Origin of the sequence: Pseudomonas sp. A-RE-22 (assembly GCF_019956035.1) — a bacterium.
Taxonomy (GTDB): domain Bacteria; phylum Pseudomonadota; class Gammaproteobacteria; order Pseudomonadales; family Pseudomonadaceae; genus Aquipseudomonas; species Aquipseudomonas brassicacearum.
The window spans coordinates 176970-196923 of the sequence record NZ_JAHBCZ010000077.1; the positions used below are offsets into that span (position 1 = coordinate 176970).

16 protein-coding genes are annotated in these 19954 nt (G+C 60.4%); 10 read left to right on the top strand and 6 right to left on the bottom strand.

Going from position 1 to position 19954, the window contains the following annotated elements; all coding sequences use genetic code 11:
- The 6 genes from KGA89_RS28115 to KGA89_RS28140 all read left to right on the top strand — a co-directional run bounded on the left by KGA89_RS28115 (position 1) and on the right by KGA89_RS28140 (position 10034).
- Entirely contained in the window at positions 1–390 is a 390-nt protein-coding gene (locus tag KGA89_RS28115) for a phage holin family protein (RefSeq protein WP_223473076.1), read from the top strand.
- Positions 387–722, top strand: a complete 336-nt coding sequence (locus KGA89_RS28120; RefSeq protein ID WP_003199437.1) for a hypothetical protein — start codon at positions 387–389, stop codon at positions 720–722. The genes KGA89_RS28115 and KGA89_RS28120 overlap by 4 nt, the downstream gene beginning before the upstream one ends.
- Positions 723–922: 200 nt before the next feature.
- Positions 923–2251: a deoxyguanosinetriphosphate triphosphohydrolase gene (locus tag KGA89_RS28125; RefSeq protein WP_223473077.1), complete on the top strand. Its 1329-nt coding sequence runs from the start codon at positions 923–925 to the stop codon at positions 2249–2251.
- 460 nt (positions 2252–2711) lie between these two features.
- Positions 2712–3338 carry a response regulator transcription factor gene (locus KGA89_RS28130; protein WP_003199430.1) on the top strand — a complete coding sequence of 209 codons (627 nt, stop codon included), beginning with the start codon at positions 2712–2714 and terminating at the stop codon, positions 3336–3338.
- 10 nt (positions 3339–3348) lie between these two features.
- Positions 3349–6969 (top strand): transporter substrate-binding domain-containing protein, encoded by a 3621-nt coding sequence (locus KGA89_RS28135; protein ID WP_223473078.1) that lies wholly within the window; start codon positions 3349–3351, stop codon positions 6967–6969.
- A gap of 116 nt (positions 6970–7085) precedes the next feature.
- On the top strand, positions 7086–10034 hold the full coding sequence (locus tag KGA89_RS28140; protein WP_223473079.1) for an HD domain-containing phosphohydrolase: 2949 nt from the start codon (positions 7086–7088) through the stop codon (positions 10032–10034).
- Here the strand turns inward: KGA89_RS28140 and KGA89_RS28145 are convergent, their stop codons facing one another.
- Positions 10035–10517, bottom strand: coding sequence for a GAF domain-containing protein (locus tag KGA89_RS28145; protein WP_223473080.1), 483 nt, complete (start codon positions 10515–10517; stop codon positions 10035–10037).
- Positions 10514–11404, bottom strand: coding sequence for an ATP-binding protein (locus tag KGA89_RS28150; protein WP_003199422.1), 891 nt, complete (start codon positions 11402–11404; stop codon positions 10514–10516). Before KGA89_RS28150 ends, KGA89_RS28145 begins: the two co-directional genes overlap by 4 nt.
- A 163-nt stretch (positions 11405–11567) precedes the next feature.
- Between KGA89_RS28150 and KGA89_RS28155 the strand changes: the two genes are divergently transcribed.
- On the top strand, positions 11568–13889 hold the full coding sequence (locus KGA89_RS28155; RefSeq protein ID WP_003199420.1) for a response regulator: 2322 nt from the start codon (positions 11568–11570) through the stop codon (positions 13887–13889).
- On the opposite strand, the gene KGA89_RS28160 is transcribed toward KGA89_RS28155, so the two are convergent.
- The 3 genes from KGA89_RS28160 to msrB form a co-directional block, all read right to left on the bottom strand.
- Entirely contained in the window at positions 13873–14334 is a 462-nt protein-coding gene (locus KGA89_RS28160; protein ID WP_013692583.1) for a MarR family winged helix-turn-helix transcriptional regulator, read from the bottom strand. The genes KGA89_RS28155 and KGA89_RS28160 overlap by 17 nt on opposite strands.
- Positions 14331–14816 carry a glutathione peroxidase gene (locus KGA89_RS28165; RefSeq protein ID WP_223473081.1) on the bottom strand — a complete coding sequence of 162 codons (486 nt, stop codon included), beginning with the start codon at positions 14814–14816 and terminating at the stop codon, positions 14331–14333. The genes KGA89_RS28160 and KGA89_RS28165 overlap by 4 nt, the downstream gene beginning before the upstream one ends.
- Positions 14817–15001: 185 nt before the next feature.
- Positions 15002–15397: a peptide-methionine (R)-S-oxide reductase MsrB gene (gene msrB, locus KGA89_RS28170; RefSeq protein WP_003199414.1), complete on the bottom strand. Its 396-nt coding sequence runs from the start codon at positions 15395–15397 to the stop codon at positions 15002–15004.
- Between the two features lie 220 nt (positions 15398–15617).
- Between msrB and KGA89_RS28175 the strand changes: the two genes are divergently transcribed.
- Both KGA89_RS28175 and htpX read left to right on the top strand, forming a co-directional pair.
- Positions 15618–16829: a pyridoxal phosphate-dependent aminotransferase gene (locus KGA89_RS28175; RefSeq protein ID WP_003199412.1), complete on the top strand. Its 1212-nt coding sequence runs from the start codon at positions 15618–15620 to the stop codon at positions 16827–16829.
- Between the two features lie 301 nt (positions 16830–17130).
- Entirely contained in the window at positions 17131–18018 is an 888-nt protein-coding gene (gene htpX / locus KGA89_RS28180; protein ID WP_003199411.1) for a protease HtpX, read from the top strand.
- Positions 18019–18341: 323 nt separating this feature from the next.
- Here htpX and KGA89_RS28185 read toward each other — a convergent pair whose 3' ends face one another.
- Positions 18342–18995, bottom strand: coding sequence for a thiopurine S-methyltransferase (locus KGA89_RS28185; protein WP_223473082.1), 654 nt, complete (start codon positions 18993–18995; stop codon positions 18342–18344).
- A gap of 104 nt (positions 18996–19099) precedes the next feature.
- On the opposite strand from KGA89_RS28185, the gene KGA89_RS28190 reads away from it, so the two are divergent.
- Positions 19100–19873 carry a DODA-type extradiol aromatic ring-opening family dioxygenase gene (locus KGA89_RS28190; RefSeq protein ID WP_223473083.1) on the top strand — a complete coding sequence of 258 codons (774 nt, stop codon included), beginning with the start codon at positions 19100–19102 and terminating at the stop codon, positions 19871–19873.
- Positions 19874–19954 lie beyond the last annotated feature (81 nt).

A 19954-nucleotide genomic window follows, 5' to 3' on the forward strand; every position in this document is an offset into this window, starting at 1 on the left:
ATGGGTATCGACGAATCCGGCTCGTCCGAAGCGGGCACAAAACCTACAGCACGCCGCCTGGGTGCGGCGTTCCTTGGCTTGCTGCATAGCCACGTCGAATTGTTCGGCATGGAGTTGCAGGAACAGAAGGCACGCACCGTCAGCCTCCTGCTGTTCGCCGGCCTTGCGCTGGTGTTCGGCCTGCTGCTGTTGGTCGGGCTTTCGGCGCTGGTACTGATCCTGGTATGGGACACCTATCGTCTGGCCGGCATTATCGGCCTGTGCCTGTTTTATCTGCTGGCGGCGCTGTTCTGCGGGCTTCGGCTCAAGGCAGCGATCTATGACGAGTCCTCTCCTTTCCATGCCACCCTCGAAGAACTGGCCAATGACCGGGAGCGCCTGTTGCCATGAGCCTGCCTGATATTCCTCAAGCCCGGACACGACAGGAAATGCGCAAGGCGCTGGTGCGTCTGCGGATGGAAATGCATCGCCAGGAAATCCGTCAGGAAACGCGCCAGTTGCTGCAGCCCTTGCAACGGGTGCGCGGCTTGACGCAAAGCTGGCACGAAGGCTTCGGCATCAAGCACGCGCCACTGTGGGGCGTGGCGGCGGTGTCCCTGCTCGGTTTCATCACCGGCAAACGGACCCGCAATGGCGGTGGCGGTGGCTTGACTGGCCTGATCCGCCTGGCAACGACATTGCTGCCGTTGGTCAAGCTGGCCAAGGACTTGCGCAAGCCCTGAGGACGACATCCGTGGCGAGGGAGCTTGCTCCCGCTGGACTGCGATATAGGCCTATTTCCGTGAGTGCTTCGCACTCAAGCGGGAGCAAGCTCCCTCGCCACAGGGTTATGTATCCGGTCTGTGCACGCCCATAGGCCTTGCAGGGCAGCCCACGAACCGGGAAGCTAGGACACCGACATCATCAAACGGAGCAACCGGCCTTGGATTGGCACACCCTGCTGACTCGCGAACGCCTCGGAAAACCGCTGCACAGTCCGCAAGAGCTGGGCCGCAGTCCTTTCCACAAGGACCACGATCGCATCATCTTTTCCGGCGCCTTCCGCCGCCTCGGACGCAAGACACAAGTGCATCCGGTCTCCAGCAACGACCACATCCATACGCGCCTGACCCATTCCCTGGAAGTCAGCTGCGTCGGGCGTTCCCTGGGCATGCGCGTGGGAGAAACCATCCGCAATGCCCTGCCTGACTGGTGCGAGCCAAGCGACCTGGGCATGGTGGTGCAATCGGCCTGCCTGGCCCACGACATTGGCAACCCGCCGTTCGGTCACTCCGGCGAGGATGCTATCCGCTATTGGTTCCAGCAGGCCGCCGGCCGTGGGTGGCTCGATGCAATGAGCGAAGCCGAGCGCAACGACTTCCTCAACTTCGAAGGCAACGCCCAAGGATTCCGCGTCCTCACTCAACTTGAATACCATCAGTTCGACGGAGGAACGCGGCTGACCTATGCCACCCTCGGCACCTATTTGAAATACCCCTGGACTGCCCGCCACGCGGACTCGCTGGGCTACAAGAAGCACAAGTTCGGTTGCTACCAGAGCGAACTGCCGCTGTTGGAGCAGATTGCCCACAAGCTCGGTTTGCCACAGATCGAGGATCAACGCTGGGCACGGCATCCCTTGGTGTACCTGATGGAAGCCGCCGATGACATCTGCTACGCGCTGATCGACCTGGAAGACGGCGTGGAGATGGATCTCCTGGAATACCCCCAGGTGGAATCGCTGCTCCTGGACCTGGTGGGCGACGATCTTCCGGACACCTACCGGCAGCTGGGGCCGTTGGACTCGCGGCGACGCAAACTGGCGATCCTGCGGGGCAAGGCCATCGAACACCTGACCAACGCCGCCGCCCGGGCTTTTGTCGAACAGCAGCAAGCATTGCTTGCCGGCACGTTGCCGGGGGATCTGGTGGAGCATATGCACGGCCCGGCAAAACGCTGCGTGTTGAATGCCAAGGACATGGCGCGCCGGAAAATTTTCCAGGACAAGCGCAAGACCCTGCACGAAATCGGCGCCTACACCACGCTGGAAATCCTGCTCAACGGATTTTGCGGAGCGGCCCTTGAACAGCACGGGGGCCGCACGCCTTCGTTCAAGAATCGCCGCATTCTCGACCTGCTGGGGAACAACGCGCCGGACCCCAATGGCCCTTTGCATAGCGCTTTCCTGCGAATGATCGATTTCATCGCCGGGATGACTGACAGCTACGCCAGCGAAATGGCCCAGGAGATGACCGGCCGCACGCGCCAATAAAAGGCGTGGATCGACGGTGTGCTGCACCTGGTACAAAACCTGTGGGAGCGAGCTTGCTCGCGATGGAAGTGGATCTGTGCACATCAATGCAGGATGTGCCACCGTCATCGCGAGCAAGCTCGCTCCCACAGGGATTGGCGGTGAATGTGAATTTTGTAGCGCTGCGCCACAAGGAGTTTGAAGTAGATAAATAACTATATGGTTTACAAAAAATCTCGATTAAAACGCTTCTTTTGTTTGCACAAACAACACTATCAAAGAAATATCCCTTCACACACAGCCAACTCTTCCCCCTCCTGTTGCCACCCGCCTACTAAAAAACCGATTACATCGTAATACGTTGCCTCTTTTTTTGTAGGAAACTTCTGAAATTGAAGTTGCATGCCCGTCTCTTCGTACGACCCTGGTTGCAAGTGGGCTAAGGTGCGCGCTTTATTCAAGTTCGCAGGGTAATTTATTCATGAACTCCGTTTTCATTGTCGACGATCATCCGGTCATCCGCCTCGCTGTTCGCATGCTTCTGGAGCATGAAGGCTATAAGGTCGTAGGTGAAACTGACAACGGCGTCGACGCGATGCAAATGGTGCGCGAATGCATGCCAGACCTGGTTATCCTGGACATCAGCATCCCCAAACTCGACGGGCTGGAAATCCTCTCGCGCTTCAACGCCATGACCACTCCACTCAAGACGCTGGTGCTCACGGCCCAGTCGCCGACACTTTTCGGCATTCGATGCATGCAGTCGGGTGCCTCTGGTTACGTTTGTAAACAGGAAGACCTCAGCGAACTTGTCAGCGCAATCAAAGCAGTATTGTCCGGCTATAACTATTTTCCCAGCCAGGCGCTGAATCCGGTACGCCCGGATGATCCACGCAGTATCGAGCTGGACCTTTTCAAAAGTGTCAATGATCGAGAACTGATGGTGCTGCAACTTTTTGCCCAGGGTCGTACCAACAAGGAAATAGCCAAGGGAATGTTTCTAAGCAATAAGACCGTCAGTACTTATAAGAAGCGGCTGATGCAGAAGCTCAAGGTCAAGTCCTTGGTCGATCTGATTGAAATGGCGAAGCGCAACGCGCTGGTGTGAGAAAAACAGGATGCTCAGACGCATAACCGAATGTCTCCTGCTGATCAGTGCGGCGTTATATACAGGAATGCTCGCGGCGGCGGCGAATGCGCCCGAGCAATATACCCTGCTGGGCCACTCGTCCATGGCCCATACCGAGGTCAAGCTGGATGAGGTTCACCGCGCCTGGCTACAGGATCGGCAAGCGCTGGTCCTGGGAACTTCAGCCCCGGACTACCCGCCCTTCGATCTCTCCACCAGCGGACGCGACTACGAAGGCCTGACGGCCGATTACGCCGACATCATCGCCAAGGCCACTGGCCTGCCCATGAGCGTCCTGCGCTTCGACTCCCGCGAGGCGGCCATGGCCGCACTCAAGGATGGGCAAATCGATATGCTTGGCACCGCCAACGGTTTCGAGGCGCGCAACCCCGACATTGTACTGTCGACACCGTATGCAGTGGACCAACCCGTTCTCGTCACCCGAACGAATGAAAGCCGATCCCTGACTGACGATCTCGAGGGGTTGCGGCTGAGCATGGTCTATCACTACCTGCCGCTACGGGAAATTGAAAAACTCTACCCCAAGGCACTCATCACCACCTACCCGTCCTACCAGAACGCCATCAATGCCGTCGCCTTCGGTCAGGCCGATGTATTTCTCGGCGATACCCTCTCCACCCACTACATGATCAACAAGGGCTATTTGAGCAATATCCGCATGGCCAGCTTCGGCAAACATGAATCCCACGGGTTCGGTTTCGCCATACGGCGTAACGACACCCGCTTGTTGGAAGTCATCAACGCTACGCTGAACCAGGTCTCCATTGCCGAGCAAGCCGCCATCTCCAAGCGCTGGAGTGCAGGCAGCGACCTGTACCTCACGGACCACAGGATACAACTGACCGACCGCGAGCAACGCTGGCTGGCGAGGCATCCGGTGGTACGGGTGGTGGTGAACGAAACCTCCGCGCCCTTCACCTTCTTCGATGCGGATGGGGACTTTCGCGGCATCAGTGCCGACCTGCTGGAACTGATCCGGCTGCGCACCGGCCTGCGCCTGGACATCCAGCGCCGCCAGAACGACAGCGAAATGATCGCTGCGGTCCTCAACGATCAAGCCGACATGATCGCCGCACTTTTGCCCAGCAGCGAACGACAACTCCAGTTGAAGTTCAGCCGCCCCTACGTCGACAGTTCGTTCGTCCTGCTGACCCGCAAACAGTCCGACACGCCCACGACACTCGATCAGTTCGGCCACGCCAGCCTGGCAATCGCCAAAGGCAATCCGGTCATTGAATGGCTACGCAGCCAGTACCCGAACATTCAAATCATCGAAACGGACGGCCCCTTGCGCGCCGTGGAAATGCTCGCCCATGGCCAGGTCGACGGCAGCGTGAACTCGCAAGTGATGGCCAACTACTTCATCTCCTCCTATGCGTGGCGCGACAGGTTGCAAATCAGCAGCACGGTGGGCACCCAACAGGCCATGTTCGCGCTGGCCACGGTAAAAAACGCCACAGAGTTGAACGCCATCCTCGACAAGGCCCTGACCAGCATCGACCCCGACGAACTTGGCGTCATCAACAACCGCTGGCGCGGTTACGTCTCGCCCTCGGAACACACCTGGCGCACCTACAACCGCCTGTTCCTCCAGGTCGGCGCGGGCATTGGCCTGTTGCTGCTGTTTTCCCTGGCGTGGAACGCCTACATGCAGCGCCAGATCAGGCAGCGTCAACGGGCGGAACTGGCCCTCAATGATCAGCTCGAATTCATGCATTCGCTGCTCAACGGCACCCCTCACCCCATCTACGTGAGAGATCGCAACGGCATCCTGCAAAGCTGCAACGACAGCTACCTGCAAACGTTCGACGTCAAACGCGAAGACGTCATCGGCAAGAACCTGATGCCAGGTTCCATGAGCAACGCCTTCGAAGCGCAGGAGTACCAGGCGGACTACCAACGCGTCATGGCCGAAGGCACCGCCCTGATCGTGGATCGGCCCCTGCACATCGGGGACAGGCAACTGACGATCTATCACTGGATCCTCCCCTACCGAAACTCCGCCGCCGAAGTGCAAGGCATCATCGGCGGCTGGATCGACATCAGTGAGCGGCGCCAGTTGTTCGAGGAATTGCGCGCGTCCAAGCAACGGGCCGACGACGCGAACCGCGCCAAAAGCACGTTCCTGGCAACCATGAGCCATGAAATCCGCACCCCCATGAACGCGGTGATCGGCATGCTTGAACTGGCCCTGAAACACGCCGACAAAGGCCACGTGGATCGCTCGACCATCGAAGTCGCGTACGAATCGGCCTCCGGCATGCTCGAGCTGATAGGCGACATCCTGGACATCGCCCGTATCGAATCCGGCCATCTGAGCCTGACCCCCGAACGCGTCAATCTCAGGGCCCTGCTGCAATCGGTCATACGAGTATTCGAGGGCGTGGCCCGGCAGAAAAACCTGGCGCTGTCCCTGCAGTTCGACGCTGCCGAGGGCAGCCCTGACGTGTTGATGGACCCGTTGCGGTTCAAACAGGTGCTGTCGAACCTGATCAGCAATGCCCTCAAATTTACCGAGCAGGGCCAGGTAGTGATCAAGGTCCGGCTGTCGCCAACCGACCGGGACGACGCTCTGCAGATGCACCTGGAGGTCAACGACAGCGGCATCGGTATTGGCCCGGCGGACCTGCAACGTTTGTTCGAACCTTTTGCCCAGGTCGATAACACCAGCCGGATGGCCCGCAACGGCGCGGGGTTGGGGCTGGTGATCAGTCGCAACTTGTGCCAGATGATGGGTGGCAGCCTGCACATGAACAGCCAACCCGGCACCGGCACCCAGGTCCAGGTACGCCTGCAACTGACCGTCCTGTCGACAGCGCCGATTCGCCCCCCACCTGAGCCAGTCGTCGAAACGGCCCTGGCCACCCTGAACGTCCTGATCGTGGACGATCATCCCGCCAACCGCCTGCTGATGTCGCAGCAACTGGAATACCTGGGCCATCACTATCAGGTGGCCCATGATGGTGCCCACGGATTCGAGGTCTGGCAAAAGAACCATTTCGATCTGGTCATCGCCGATTGCAACATGCCCATCATGAGCGGCTATGAACTGGCCCGGTCGGTTCGTCGCGCTGAATCCGAGCAGCAACGCCCCCCCTGCACCCTCCTGGGGTTCACTGCCAATGCCCAACCGGAGGAAAAACAGCGCTGCCAGGACGCTGGGATGGACGACTGCCTGTTCAAGCCGATCAGCCTGAGCGCCCTGAGCCAATGGATCAACGCGGTCAAACCCGTCGGCCGCCCAGCGGTTTTCAGCGTACAAAGCCTGCAGGCGTTGACTGGCGGCGACCCTTCGTCCAACCGGCGCCTGTTGGCTGAATTGCTCAGCAGCAGCCGCTCGGACCGCCAGGAGTTGCTCGACGTCGCCCGCGGCGCAAACCGGCAAGCGCTGAGCGAAATGGCGCACAAGATAAAAGGCGTCGCCCGCATCGTCCAGGCGACCTCGCTGATCCAGCGGTGCGAGGCGTTGGAGCGCGCTTGTCATCAGCCGCAAGCACCTGGGCGAATCAGCGACTGCATCGACGCCCTCGACCGCGCCATGAGCGAACTGGAGCAGGCCCTCGAAACGGAGATCGCCAAGGCAAAATAATCCAGCGTTTACTATGCTATTCGCTCAGCAGTGCGTACCTGGGGGGTTCTCGAGCGGTTTCCCCTGCACGCGGGAATACCCATCGAGAACGCCCCCTGACACTTGGAGTGACTGCAATGCCCAGCGCACCGCGTCCGGAAAAACGCCGGTTCCCCCTGCACGTTCATATCAGCGTGATGTTTACCCTGCTTCTGTTGCTGACCGGGGTGGTGCTGGGGATTTTCAATTACCGGCAAACCACGCAAATCATCCTGTCCAGCAGTGAAAAGCTGTTCAACCGTATTGAACAGGATGTGCGCCTGGATCTGTACGACACCTACGAACCCATCCGTCACCTGTTGAGCCTGCTGGCCGACTATCCAGCGACGCGCACGCCCCAGATGGCGCAGCGCCTGGACCTGCTCGTGCCCTTCAGTCAGGCACTGCGGGACAACCCGAACCTGGCGTCGTTGTACCTGGGCGATCATCAGGGCAACTTCCTGATGGTCCGGCCATTGCGTACCGCGGCCCTGAAAGCCGCCCTGCAGGCACCGACCGACGCGGCCTACCAGGTCTGGACGGTGGAGCGGACAACCGAGCAAGGCCCGGTTCATTCCCAGTCGCTGTTCTACGACGAGACGCTGACGCTCATCGGGCGCCGGGACATTGCCGACGAAACCTACGACCCCCGCAGCCGCAGCTGGTTTCGCAGCGCCGCCGGCAGCACCGAACAGATCACCACCGAGCCCTACGTTTTTTTCTCCACCCATAACGTCGGCACCACCCTCGCCCGGCGCAGTGGCGAGCAGGCGGTCATCGGCGCCGACCTGACCCTGGCAGCCCTGTCCCAGACCCTGGCCAAGCATAAGGTGACCACCGGCACCGAAGTCGTCCTGCTCGATCCCACGGGCAACGCAGTGGGTTATCCCGACAGCAGCCGGCTGCTCGCCGACGCCCAGTCGGCACGCCTGACCAAGGCCCGCGACCTCAGTCCGGCTATCGCCGCCGCGCTCGACGACAACACCGACACCACGCGCCTGGAAGCGGCCGGGCGCCAGTGGATCGTTTCTCGCAGCCACATGCAGGAAGGTGGGCCCCAGGGCCTGGAACTGGCGCTGCTGGTCCCTGAAGATGAGCTGCTGGACAATGCCTATCGCATGCGCTGGCAAGGCGCGCTCATCACCCTCGCCACCCTGCTGCTGTGCCTGCCCCTGGGTTGGCTGACGTCCCGGATCCTGGTCAAACCCTTGGGCGAACTGGTGCAGGAGGCCGATGCCATTCGCAGCTTTGACTTCAACTACCCGGTGTCCCGTCGCTCCCCGGTGCTGGAAGTCGATCAGTTGGGCGTATCGATGGCGCGCATGAAAGAGACCCTGGCGAGTTTCTTTGAAATCACCGCCAGCCTGCGCGCCGAAACCCGCTTCGCCCCGTTGCTGGAACGGGTGTTATTTGAAACCGTGAAAATCGGCCAGGCCCAGGCCGGCCTGATCTATTTGCGCGAGAACGACGAAAATCGGGTCAAGCCGTATGGGCTGATAATCAATGGAACACCCAGGGACCTCGATGCCTTCAAGCTGCGCAGTCATGAGCTACAGGCTGGCGACAGTCCGCAATGGCTCCAGCAACTGGCCACCTCGGACAACCTCGTGGCCTCCCTGGGCTTCGAACAGGCGGCCGATCTGCAGAGCGTCCTGCAGGCACTGGACTCGCCGCGGGTCCATCTGATCGGTATTCGCCTGCGCAATCGACACCAGGAAACCGTCGGCGTACTGGTACTGTTGATCACCGACAGCGGCACCGAAGCCGACCTGGAAAAACTGCAGCCCGACCGCATCGCCTTCCTGCAGGCCGTGTCCGGTGCCGCCGCCGTGAGCATCGAGGGCCAGCGCCTGCAAGACAGGCAAAAGCAGTTGCTGGATGCCTTCATCCAATTGCTGGCCGGCGCGATTGATGCCAAGAGCCCCTACACCGGCGGCCATTGCCAGCGGGTGCCGGTCCTGACCCTGATGCTCGCCCAGGCGGCCGCTGCCAGCCAGGCACCGGCATTCGACGCCTATCGGCCAACGGAGGATGAATGGGAAGCCCTGCACGTCGCCGCCTGGCTGCACGATTGCGGCAAGGTCACCACCCCCGAATACGTGGTCGACAAGGCCACCAAGCTGGAAACCCTGAACGACCGGATCCACGAGATACGCACTCGCTTCGAAGTGCTCAAGCGCGACGCCTGGGTCGATTACTGGCAGGCCGTGGCAAGCGGCGGCGAGCCGTCATCCCTGGCACAGCAGCGCGACGCGACATTGACGGCCCTGGATGACGACTTTACCTTCGTCGCACGCTGCAACCTGGGCTGCGAAGCCATGGCCGAGGCCGATCTGCAACGCTTGCAACAGATTGCCCAACGTCCATGGACCCGGACCCTCGACGATCGCCTTGGGGTTTCCTGGGAAGAGCACCGACGCCAGAATCGCACCCCCAAGCCGACGCTACCGGTCACTGAGCCGCTGTTGGCAGACAAGCCCGAGCACCTGCTCGAACACCACGAAGCCGAACTGATCCCGGCGGACAACCCGTGGGGTTTCCAGCTCGACGTACCGGCCTGGAAATACAACCGCGGCGAGCTCTACAACCTGAGCATCACGCGAGGCACGCTGACCCGCGAGGAACGCTACGTCATCAACCATCACATGGTGCAGACGATCATGATGCTCAGTCAGCTGCCCTTCCCCAGTCACCTGGACAATGTCGCGGAGATCGCTGGCGGTCATCACGAGAAAATGGATGGCAGCGGTTATCCCAAGCGCCTCAAACGTGAAGAGATGAGCCTGCCGGCACGCATGATGGCCATTGCCGACATTTTCGAAGCGCTGACGGCAGCCGACCGCCCCTACAAGAAAGCGAAGAAACTGAGCGAGGCCCTGGGCATCATGGCTACCATGTGCCGTGACGCCCATATCGATCCCGAGCTGTTCGAGCTGTTCATCGAAGAAAAAATCTACGAGAGCTACGCCAACCAGTTCCTCGCCCCGCACCAGATCGATGAAGTCGATCCCCACGGCCTGCTGGTCAAGGCAGGGTTGAAGGTATGATCAGCAATCCGTCAGGCGCAGGAATATCGCGGCCAACTGCTCGATGCCGGCTTGATCATGTTCGGTAAAACGCGCCAGTTTCGGACTGTCCAGGTCGAGCACCCCGATCAGGTGCCCGCCCTTGACCAGCGGCACTACCAGCTCGCTGTTCGACGCGCTGTCGCAGGCGATGTGCCCGGCGAAGGCATGGACGTCTTCGACGCGCTGGGTCTGCCGGGTCGCGGCCGCCGTACCGCACACGCCGCGGCCAAAGGGAATCCGCACGCAGGCGATCTGGCCCTGGAACGGTCCCAGGACCAACTCTTCGTTGCGATTGAGGTAGAAACCGGCCCAGTTCAGATCATCCAGCTGACTGGACAGGAAAGCCGAGAACTGCGCGGCGTTGGCAATGAAGTCACGCTCATCGGCCAGCAAGGATTCCAGCTGTGCCGATAACAACGCGTAGCCGTCAAGGCCGACTCCGGTGTCCTTCAAATCGATCATGCCTTGTGCTCCAACAATTTCAGGCCTACCCAATAACGGGCAAACTGATAGGCGCAACGTCCGTTGCGGTTGCCGCGACCGGTTGCCCAGCGCACCGCCAGCACATCCAGCGCTTCGTCGCGCTGCCAGGCCAGCCCGGCCTTGGCCGCCAGTTCGCCGATCCAGTGCTCCACTACGTTGAGGAAATGCTCCTGGGTAAACGGATAAAACGACAGCCACAGGCCAAAGCGGTCGGACAAGGCGATCTTGTCCTCTACCGCTTCACTGGGGTGAAGTTCGCCGTCGACCCGTTTCCAATTCTCGTTGTCGCTTTCCTTTTCCGGCACCAGGTGACGACGGTTGGAGGTGGCATACAGCAGCACGTTGTCCGGCGCCTGCTCCAGGGATCCATCCAACACGCTCTTGAGCACGCGGTAATCGCCTTCACCGGATTCGAACGACAAGTCATCGCAGAACAACACGAAGCGCTGGGGCAGTTTCGCAACCTGCTCGACCACCCGAGGCAAATCGGCCAGGTGATCGCGTTCGATCTCGATCAAGCGCAAGCCATGCGGGGCATGTTCAGCCAACAAGGCGCGTACCAGGGACGATTTGCCGGTGCCACGCGAGCCCCAGAGCAAGGCATGGTTGGCGGGCATGCCATCGATGAACTGCCGGGTGTTACGGCCCAGTTGTTCGACCTGGCGGTCCACGCCGATCAGGTCCGACAGGCGCATGTCGAGGCTGACCTGCAGCGGCAGCAGGTAGCCGCTACGGCCGTCACGCTGCCAGCGGGCAGCCAGGGTCTGGGTCCAATCGATGGTGGGCCGGGGCGCCGGCAGCAAAGGTTCGATCCGGGCCAGCACGGCATCGGCACGCTCAAGAAAAGCATTCAATCGCGAGTCCACGTCTTCTCCTCGGACAGGTTCACAGTAATGATGGCGCTCGAGCTACGAAACGCCGTATCCAATGGCGGGTCTACTTCACACAATACACACCGGCTGCACCGGATTTCAGAGATGATCAGCTATGCTTGACCGGCGAAGGGAAACGTAAGTGGTTCATCACTCAATGGACATCAGATTCACCCAACGGCTTTCCTATAAGCAGGCCCGCCTGACCGTCCTGGTGGGCTTCGTGTTGGGCACCTTGCTCAGCCTGATGCAGATCGGCATCGATTATGCCAGCGAAGACGCGTCGATCAACCGTGAAATCCTCTCGCTGCTGGAAATCAGCCATAACCCGGCCTCGCGCATCGCCTACAACATCGACGCCGAGCTCGCCCAAGAGCTGTCCATGGGCCTGCTGCGCTCACCGGCCATCATCGGGGCCGAGCTGATCGACAACAACAATACGGTGCTCGCCAGCGTCAAGCGGCCCGAGCTGCAAAGCAGCTACCGGTTCATCAGCGACTTTCTGTTCGGCGCCCAGCGTCAGTTCGAGGACCGGCTCTACCTGGATCACTTGCCCAGCGAATCCCTGGGCATGCTGCGACTGGACGTCGACACTTTTGCGTTCGGCAGTCGTTTCCTGCGCCGTGCCGAGGTCACCTTGCTCAACGGTTTCGCCCGCAGCCTGATCCTGACGGGCCTGCTGCTGGCACTGTTCTACGTGATGCTGACCAAGCCCTTGGTGCGGGTCATCCGCGAACTGAGCAGCCGCGACCCGAGCAGCAACGAGCAGAGCCGCCTGGAATGCCCCACCGGCCACCAGTCCGATGAAATTGGCGTGCTGGTATCCGTCGCCAACCAACAGTTCGAAAATATCTCCACCGAAATCCAGCAGCGGCGCACGGCCGAAAATCGCCTCACCGAATACCTCGCGCAACTGGAAAACATCGTCTCGGCACGCACCGCCGAACTCAAGGCCAGCAACGCCCGCCTCAGCCAGTCCAACGAGGAACTGGAAGTGGCCCGGCGCACGGCCCTGGACATGGCCGAGGCCCGCTCTGCGTTCCTCGCCAACATGAGCCACGAGATACGCACACCGCTGAACGGCCTGCTGGGAATGATCGCCCTGTCCCTGGACGGCCCCCTGACGGCCGAACAACAGCAACAGCTATCGATTGCCCATGACTCGGGCAAGGTATTGGTCGAACTGCTCAACGACATCCTCGACCTGTCGAAATTCGACGCCGGTCAACTGGAGCTCGAACACATCCCGTTCGACCTCGGCTCCCTGGTGGAGGATACCGCCAACCTGCTTTCCCAGAACGCGGCCCCCAGTGTCGAACTGGCCTGCCTGATCGACCCGCAGTTCCCGGCGCAAGTACTCGGCGACCCGACCCGGGTGCGCCAGATCGTCAGCAACCTGCTGTCCAACGCACTGAAATTCACGCGCTTCGGCCGGGTCGACGTGAAGTTGAGTCATTACGAGGGCGGCGTGCGCATCGAGATCTGCGACACGGGTATCGGCATTCCCCAGGAAGCCCAGGCAAGAATCCTGCAACCGTTCACCCAGGCCGGCGCCGGGATTACCCGCCAGTTCGGTGGCACCGGGCTGGGCCTGGCACTGACCTACAACCTCTGCGAAGCCATGCAGGGCCGGTTGACGATCAGTTCCGAAGCCGGCTTTGGCAGTCAGTTCTGTGCCGACCTGCCCCTGCCCTGCCATCTCCCGGCAACGCCGGTCGAACCGTTGCGCGGCAACGTCGTCGCCATCACCGGCAGCAGCAGCGGCCTGGCCGAATTGCTGGGCATGCTGTTGCCGGGATGGGGCCTGGATTATGTGCAGCGCTCCATCGATGACGGGTTGTTGGGGCTCACACCCGACGTACTGATTACCGACTGCCCGGAATGCCTGTTCAACCTGCGGCCAACCTTTGACGCACCGATCCTGCTGGTGACCGCCTATGGCAGCTTCATGCCCAGCGAAGAAGCCGCCGCCCTCGCCCCGCTGATACAACAGGCCCGGCCGCTGGCGCGCCATGCGCTATACCAGATTCTGCGGCGCGCCATGCAAAGCGAGGCGACCGTCATCGATGACGCACAGATCGAAGCCCTGGCGCCGTCCAGGCGTGGACGGGTGCTGCTGGTGGAGGACAACCCGGTCAACCAACTGGTGGCCAAGGGGATGTTGGTAAAGCTGGGCTGCGAAGTCACCGTCGCGGCCCATGGCGGCGAAGCCCTGGATCAACTGGAACAGCGGGTGTTCGACCTGGTGTTGATGGACTGCAACATGCCGGTGATGGATGGTTACGAAGCCAGCCGGCAGATCCGCCAAAGCGGGCGCTGGTCGGATCTGCCGATTGTCGCCCTGACGGCCAACGCGATGCCCGAGGAACGCGAGCGTTGCCGCGCGGCCGGCATGAACGATTACCTGTCCAAGCCATTCCGCCGCGAAGAACTGGCGGCAGTGCTGGACCAGTGGGTGCCGACTACGTCAGCGCTTTGATCTGGCCCAACAGGTGATCGAGACCGTCTCGCAACGTTCCAAGGCGGTCCAGGTCGATACCGCTGTCGCACAACAGGCGGGCCTTGAGCGGAGCGACCTGTTCACGCAAGGCTCGCCCTGCAGTCGTCAGGCTCAAGTGCACCTCCCGCTCGTCCCGGGCCGAACGCTGGCGCTGGACCAGGTCCAGCTGTTCCAGGCGCTTGAGCAGCGGCGTCAGCGTGCCGGAATCCAGCAGCAAACGCTCACCCAGGGCCTTGACCGTCGGCTGTGGTGGGGCCGTGTCCTGCCATTCCCACAGCACCAGCATCGCCAGGTACTGCGGATAAGTCAGACCGAGCTGATCGAGCATCGGTTTGTAGCCACGGATCACTGCGCGCGAAGCAGCGTACAGCTTGAAGCACAACTGGCTGTCGAGCTTCAGCGAATCGACTGACAGGTCATTCATTTGAGCAGCGCTTCGATCTCACCGGTCAGGTCCTGGGGCTTGGTGGTCGGGGCAAAACGCTTGACCACTTGGCCGTCCTTGCCGATCAGGAACTTGGTGAAATTCCACTTGATGCCTTTGGACCCCAGCACGCCGGGCGCCCGCTGCTTAAGCTGGACGAACAGGGGATGGGCGTTGGCACCATTGACCTCGATTTTCTTGAACAGCGGAAAACTCACGCCAAAGTTCAGCTCGCAGAACTCGGTAATCGCCCCCTCGTTGCCCGGCTCCTGCTTGCCGAACTGATTGCAGGGAAAGCCCAACACCACCAGGCCCTGGTCCTTGTAGGTCTGCCACAGCGCCTCAAGCCCCTTGTACTGCGGGGTGAACCCGCACTGGCTGGCCGTGTTGACCACCAGCACAGCCTTGCCGGCGAAATCGGCGAGGGTCTTTTGCTCACCCTTGATGGTGGTGCACGGGATGCTCAACAGGTTAACGCTCATGGCAAGGCTCCGAAAACGTATAGGACAGGCGGCGAAGATAGCGAGCAATTAAATTGCATGCAATTTAATTATCAAAAATACCCACACCACAAACTGTGGGAGCAAGGCTTGCCCGCGATGAAGGCGATACGGTCGTTCAGAAATCGAGAGGCCCTGTTTCGCGAGCAAGCTTTGCTCCCACCGAATTACTCCCGGGGGACCAGATCCAGGCACACCGAGTTGATGCAGTACCGCAAACCCGTGGGCGGCGGGCCGTCGGGGAAGACGTGGCCCAGGTGAGCGTCGCATTTGGCGCAGACCACCTCGGTGCGAATCATGCCGTGGCTGACGTCCCGAACCTCCACCACGGCGCTGCCCTCGATCGGCGCGTAGAAACTCGGCCAGCCACAACCGGAATCGAATTTGGTCTGCGAATCGAACAACGGCTCGTTGCAGCAGATGCAGTGGTACACGCCGTCGGTCTTGGTGGCGTTGTATTTACCGGAGAATGGCCGCTCGGTGCCCTTCAGCCGACAGACGTTGTACTGCTCCGGGTCGAGCATGGAGCGCCATTCTTCAAGGGTTTTTTCCAACTTTTCCATCGTCCTACCTCGGCAATTGAAAAAGCCCGATCCGACGCTTTTCCGCAGATCGGGCGGCACGTATGATTGCGCCTCGTCAGACGCCAGTCTGGCAGTCACGTCATGCGCATTCAAACGGATTGTGGCGCCTATACCGCGTCAGGCCTGGGCACAGACGCAGGATTCCCAGTACGGTAGTTCATACGCCGCCTGGATCGTTCATTTTCGGGAACACATCGCCATGCAGGTCAGCAAATCGAACAAGCTCGCCAACGTCTGCTACGACATTCGCGGCCCGGTGCTCAAGCACGCCAAACGCCTGGAAGAGGAAGGCCATCGCATCCTCAAGCTGAACATCGGTAATCCGGCCCCCTTTGGTTTCGAAGCGCCCGATGAAATCCTCCAGGACGTCATCCGCAACCTGCCGACCGCCCAGGGCTACAGCGACTCCAAGGGCCTGTTCAGCGCCCGCAAGGCCGTGATGCAGTACTACCAGCAGAAGCAGGTCGAAGGCGTCGGCATCGAGGACATCTACCTGGGTAACGGTGTGTCCGAGCTGATCGTGATGTCCATGCAAGCCCTGCTCAACAACGGCGACGAAGTGCTGGTGCCGGCGCCGGACTATCCGCTGTGGACCGCTGCCGTGAGCCTGTCCGGTGGCAACCCGGTGCATTACCTGTGCGACGAACAGGCCAACTGGTTTCCCGACCTGGCGGACATCAAGGCCAAGATCACGCCCAATACCAAGGCACTGGTGATCATCAACCCGAACAACCCGACCGGCGCCGTGTATTCCAGGGAAGTGCTGCTGGGCATGCTGGAACTGGCCCGCCAGCACAACCTGGTGGTGTTTTCCGACGAGATCTACGACAAGATCCTCTACGACGACGCCGTGCACATCTGCACTGCATCCCTGGCACCGGACCTGCTGTGCCTGACCTTCAACGGCCTGTCCAAATCCTATCGGGTAGCGGGTTTCCGCTCAGGCTGGGTCGTCATTTCCGGTCCCAAGCATCACGCCCAGAGCTACATCGAAGGCATCGACATGCTGGCCAACATGCGCCTGTGTGCCAACGTGCCGAGCCAGCATGCGATCCAGACGGCGCTGGGCGGCTACCAGAGCATCAACGACCTGGTCCTGCCCCAGGGCCGGCTGCTGGAACAGCGCAATCGAACCTGGGAGCTGCTCAACGACATTCCCGGCGTCAGTTGTGTCAAGCCGATGGGCGCGCTGTATGCCTTCCCGCGGATCGACCCGAAGGTCTGCCCGATCCACAACGATGAAAAATTCGTCCTCGACCTGCTGCTGTCCGAGAAGCTACTGGTGGTCCAGGGCACGGCGTTCAACTGGCCGTGGCCGGATCACTTCCGCGTCGTGACCCTGCCGCGGGTCGATGACCTCGACCAGGCCATTGGCCGGATCGGCAACTTCCTCAAGTCCTACCGCCAATAAGCCAGACAGCGTGCGGGGAGTCCTCGCCTCGCACGCTGTTTGATTCAGCAACACATCCGTTCTGCCGACTCCGCAACGCCTTCTACACTAGGGGTTGAACAGCCAACGGGCACTCTGGCTCAACGTTCACGGGGGGCAGGCGCCATATTTTTTTCCCCAGCCACTTTCAGAAAAGTCTTTCAAACATTTAGGACGGCTGTAGGACACAGTTTGAAATAGTCGGCGAGTTGAATAGCCTGCGGCGGCACCTTATATACCCCGCATAACGCTACATCTTTAGCACGAGGAGATTTTCACAACCATGATGCGCATCCTGCTGTTCTTGGCCACTAACCTGGCGGTCGTGCTGATTGCCAGCATCACCCTGAGCCTCTTCGGCTTCAACGGGTTCATGGCGGCCAACGGGGTTGATCTCAACCTCAATCAGCTGCTGATTTTCTGTGCGGTGTTCGGTTTCGCCGGTTCCCTGTTCTCGCTGTTCATCTCCAAGTGGATGGCGAAGATGAGCACCAGCACCCAGATCATCAGCCAGCCGCGCACTCGCCACGAACAATGGCTGCTGCAAACCGTCGAGCAGTTGTCCCGCGAAGCCGGTATCAAGATGCCGGAAGTCGGTATCTTCCCGGCCTATGAGGCCAACGCCTTTGCCACCGGCTGGAACAAGAACGACGCACTGGTCGCCGTCAGCCAGGGCTTGCTCGAGCGCTTCTCGCCCGATGAAGTCAAGGCCGTGCTGGCCCACGAGATCGGCCACGTCGCCAACGGCGACATGGTGACCCTGGCGCTGATCCAGGGCGTGGTGAACACCTTCGTGATGTTCTTTGCCCGCATCATCGGCAATTTCGTCGACAAGGTGATCTTCAAGAACGAAGAAGGCCAAGGCATCGCCTACTACGTGGCGACCATCTTCGCCGAGCTGGTACTGGGCATCCTCGCCAGCGCCATCGTCATGTGGTTCTCGCGCAAGCGTGAATTCCGCGCCGACGACGCCGGTGCACGCCTGGCCGGCACCAGCGCCATGATCGGCGCCCTGCAACGCCTGCGCGCCGAACAAGGCTTGCCAGTGCACATGCCCGACACCCTGAATGCCTTTGGCATCAACGGTGGCATCAAGCAGGGCCTGGCTCGCATGTTCATGAGCCATCCGCCGCTGGAAGAGCGTATTGACGCACTGCGTCGTCGGGGCTGATCGTTAGCCTCAAGAGAAAACCCGCAGAAATGCGTAATGCTGGTTCAGCTTAGAGAAAACGGCGCTTCTTTCAGAAATGGGAAGCGTCTTTTTTTGGGGAGTTTTTTTTGGAAAAATCTACTCGCCCTTTTCCTGATGGGTCGTGTGTATATCCATTACTGCGGTAACGGATATGTACTCGATCAACAAAATCCAGGCCACCTGTCAGGCCGCCTTCGCGAGCAAGCTCGCTCCCACAAGGGAACTTGGGTGACCACAGGTTTTGCGTTCACAGTAGATCAAATGTGAAAGTTGCTAGCGATGGCGTCAGCACAAACAACGCTTCAACCTTTGGACAGCCGATAAACACGCTCATCCAGCCGCTTCACACCTGCCTGCAAAAACTTCCAGCTCTCCCCCAACACATCCTGCTCCTGCAACACCTCCAACTGCCAGACACCTCCCAGCAGCCGCTGCACCTCATCATCCCCGACAGAGAACGGTGGGCCAGGCATTTCATCCTGGTTGTAATCCAGGGTAATCAACAATCCGACGCCATTGGGCAAGATCTTCTGCAGATGGGCCGCATACCGCTCGCGCATCGGCAGGGGCAAAGCGATCAGCGCGGCGCGGTCGTACAGTCCCACGCAATCGACCACATCCTTCGGGCCCAGGGCAAAGAAATCACCGCAGCGAATCTCGATATCACCGGCACGGAACACCCTGAAAGCGCCCTCTTCACTCACAACCGGCTCAAGCTGATGCTCAAGGAAAAAATCCGTGGCGGCTTTTTCCGACAACTCCACGCCAAGCACTGAGTAGCCCTGATGGGCAAGCCACAGCAGATCCAGGCTTTTCCCACACAACGGCACCAGCACCCGACTGCCTTGGGCCAATCCCAATTGTGGCCAGAAACGTTGCAGGTAGGGGTTCACCTCCGGTAAGTGAAAACCAATCTGGTTCGATGACCAGCGCTTGTGCCAAAACTCGGGCTCCATGATTCACTCCAGAAAATTCGATCAAAATGGGTTAAAACTTATATTAGATTTAGATCATTGACCTGATGGAAGATGACCCCATCTTAACGCTCAGGAGTCCCTTCATGCTGCCCAGCCTGTTTATCTCCCATGGCTCACCGATGCTCGCCCTGGAACCCGGCGACAGCGGTCCGGCATTGGCTCGCCTGGCCGCTCAATTGCCCAAGCCCAAGCCCAAGGCCATCGTCATCGTGTCCGCTCACTGGGAAAGTAACGAACTGCTGGTCAGCGCCAATCCGCAGCCGCGCACCTGGCACGACTTCGGCGGCTTTCCACCGGCGCTGTATGAGGTGCAGTACCCCGCGCCTGGCGATCCTCAACTGGCGACGCAAGTCGCGGACATGCTCAACGCCGCGGACCTGCCGGCACGCCTCGACCCTCAACGGCCGTTTGACCATGGTGTCTGGGTGCCATTGTCCTTGATGTACCCCGAGGCCGACATCCCGGTGGTGCAGGTTTCCCTGCCCAGCCGCCAGGGACCGGTGTTGCAGACACAGGTCGGCCAGGCCCTGGCGAACCTGCGCCAGCAGGGCATCTTGCTGATCGGCTCTGGCAGCATCACCCATAACCTGCGCGACCTGGACTGGAACGCCGGTCCCGACAGCATCGAGCCCTGGGCCAAGGACTTTCGCGATTGGATGGTTGAGAAGCTGGCGGCCGACGACGAGGCCGCGTTGCATGATTACCGTCGCCAGGCACCGAACGCCGTGCGCAGCCACCCCAGCGATGAGCACTTGCTGCCGCTGTATTTCGCCCGGGGTGCAGGGGGCAAGTTCAGTGTTGCCCATGCGGGGTTCACGATGGGGACGCTGGGAATGGACATCTATCGGTTCGATTGACCGGGTCGCTTCAATCGCGAGCAAGCTCGCTCCCACATTGGATTTTCGGCGCTCCCAAAACCTTGTGGGAGCGGGCTTGCT